A 2,026-nucleotide genomic window follows, 5' to 3' on the forward strand; every position below is an offset into this window, starting at 1 on the left:
AACTGTCTTCCCCGGCCGACTACACCCAACTGTTCGCGCTGGCACCTGTGTCCCTGTGGCTGGAGGATTTCAGCGCACTCAGAAGTTTGTTTGACCGCTGGCGTGCCGAGGGCATTACCGATCTGCGTGCACACATCGCGGTGGTGCCCGAATGTCTGGCCGAATGTGCGGCATCGCTGCAAGTGCTGGAGGTCAACCAACGCACGCTGGAGCTGTTTGGTGCCAGCAGCCAAGCGCATTTGCTGGCCAATTTGTCGCAGGTGTTTCGCGGCGACATGTTGGACCACCTGGCGCAGCAGATGATTCCGATGTGGGAGGGGCAACTCGGCTTTGCGGTGCAAACCGTGAATTACACGCTGGACGGCCGCCGCCTCGACGTGAAAGTACAAGCCCGCGTGCTGCAAGGCCACGAAGAGCGTTGGGACCGCGTGATGGTGTCGCTGCAAGACATCACCCAGGAGCTGCAAACCTCGACTCTGCTGGCCACCAGCGAACAGCATGCACGCAATCTGTTTGACTACTCCCCGGTGTCGCTGTGGGTGGAAGACTTCAGCGCGGTGAAACGGTTGATCGAAGACGTGCGCATGCGCGGCATCGAAGACTTTCGCACCTTCATCAACGTGCACCCCGAATTCGTATCGCGCTGCATGCAGGAAATCCGCGTCATCGACGTGAACCAGCAAACCCTCACCAGGTTGGGGGCCCAGAACAAGGCCGAACTGCTGGCCCGCCTGGGCGAGGTGTTTCGGGGGGAAATGCGCGACTCTTTTGCCGAGCAACTGATCGAGTTGTGGCACGGCAAGACCACCTTGACGCGCGAGGTGGTCAACTACCGGCTCAGCGGCGACCTGGTCAACATCCACATGCAGTTTGCCGTGCTGCCCGGGCATCTGGCCGAATGGGACCTGGTGCTGGTGTCGCTGGTCGACATCACCGCGCGCAAGAAGGCCGAGGCCTACCTGGAATACCTGGGCAAGCACGACTCGCTGACGCAACTGCGCAACCGGGCCTTCTATATGGACGAGCTGAACCGGCTGTCGCGCAAGGGCCCGTGGCCGCTGACGGTGCTGGTGATGGACCTGAACGGGCTCAAGCAAATTAACGACGAACACGGCCATGTGGCGGGAGATGCGCTGCTGCGGCGCGCGGGTGAGGTGTTTGGCAAGGTGGCGAGTCCGCAGGCCTGTGCCGCGCGTACCGGTGGCGATGAATTTGCCATGCTCTTGCCCGGCACCGACGAGCGCGGGGCGCAGGCCACTATTGACCGCATTCACTCGATGCTGGAACTCAACAACCAGTTCTATTCCGGCCACAAGCTCAGCATCGCCATCGGCATGGCCACCTGCAGTGCCAGTGACCAACTTGAAGCCACGTTGATTCGGGCCGACCGTGCCATGTACGTCGAAAAAACCCGCTACTACCAAGAGCAGCACATCGAGCGGCGCGGGCACGGCGGCTAAGCTGCAATGGGCCACACCCTGGTTGAAGCCGTGCAGGCTTTTGCGCCGACCACGCTGCCGTTGGCGGTGGCGTTCAGCGGCGGCGCGGATTCCACCGCCTTGCTTCTTGCCTGTGCCGAGCGCTGGCCAGGCCAGGTGCAGGCCGTGCATATCCACCACGGGCTGCAGGCCGCGGCCGATGATTTTGTGCGGCACTGCGAAGCTTTTTGCGCCGGGCTGCGGGTGCCGCTGCAGGTGGTGCGTGTGGATGCACAGCCCGCGCCCGGCGAGAGCCCGGAGGACGCAGCCCGCAAAGCACGTTATAAGGCTTTTAGGGCCCTGGCGCAGGAAGTGCCTGCGCAGGCAGCTATCAAAACCATAGTATTGGCCCAGCATGCAGACGACCAGGTGGAGACCTTGCTGCTGGCCCTGAGCCGGGGTGCGGGCCTGCCAGGGCTGGCCTGTATGCCTGCAAGCTGGGCGCGCGACGGCATCCACTACCACCGCCCGCTGCTGGGCGTGCGGGCCGATCACATCCGCGATTGGCTGGCGCAGCGCGGTGTGGCATATGTGACAGACCCGACCAA

2 protein-coding genes are annotated in these 2,026 nt (G+C 63.1%); both read left to right on the plus strand.

Annotated elements, in window-relative coordinates; translation table 11 throughout:
* Window positions 1-2 precede the first annotated feature (2 nt).
* Entirely contained in the window at window positions 3-1,460 is a 1,458-nt protein-coding gene (locus ABI213_RS11345; RefSeq protein WP_348027129.1) for a sensor domain-containing diguanylate cyclase, read from the plus strand.
* Window positions 1,461-1,466: 6 nt separating this feature from the next.
* Window positions 1,467-2,026 (plus strand): tRNA lysidine(34) synthetase TilS (gene tilS, locus ABI213_RS11350; protein ID WP_348027131.1); only part of this gene is annotated, 560 nt, incomplete at its 3' end.

The sequence above is a fragment of the Rhodoferax sp. genome (assembly GCF_039922535.1).
Classification (GTDB): Bacteria; Pseudomonadota; Gammaproteobacteria; order Burkholderiales; family Burkholderiaceae_C; genus Rhodoferax_B.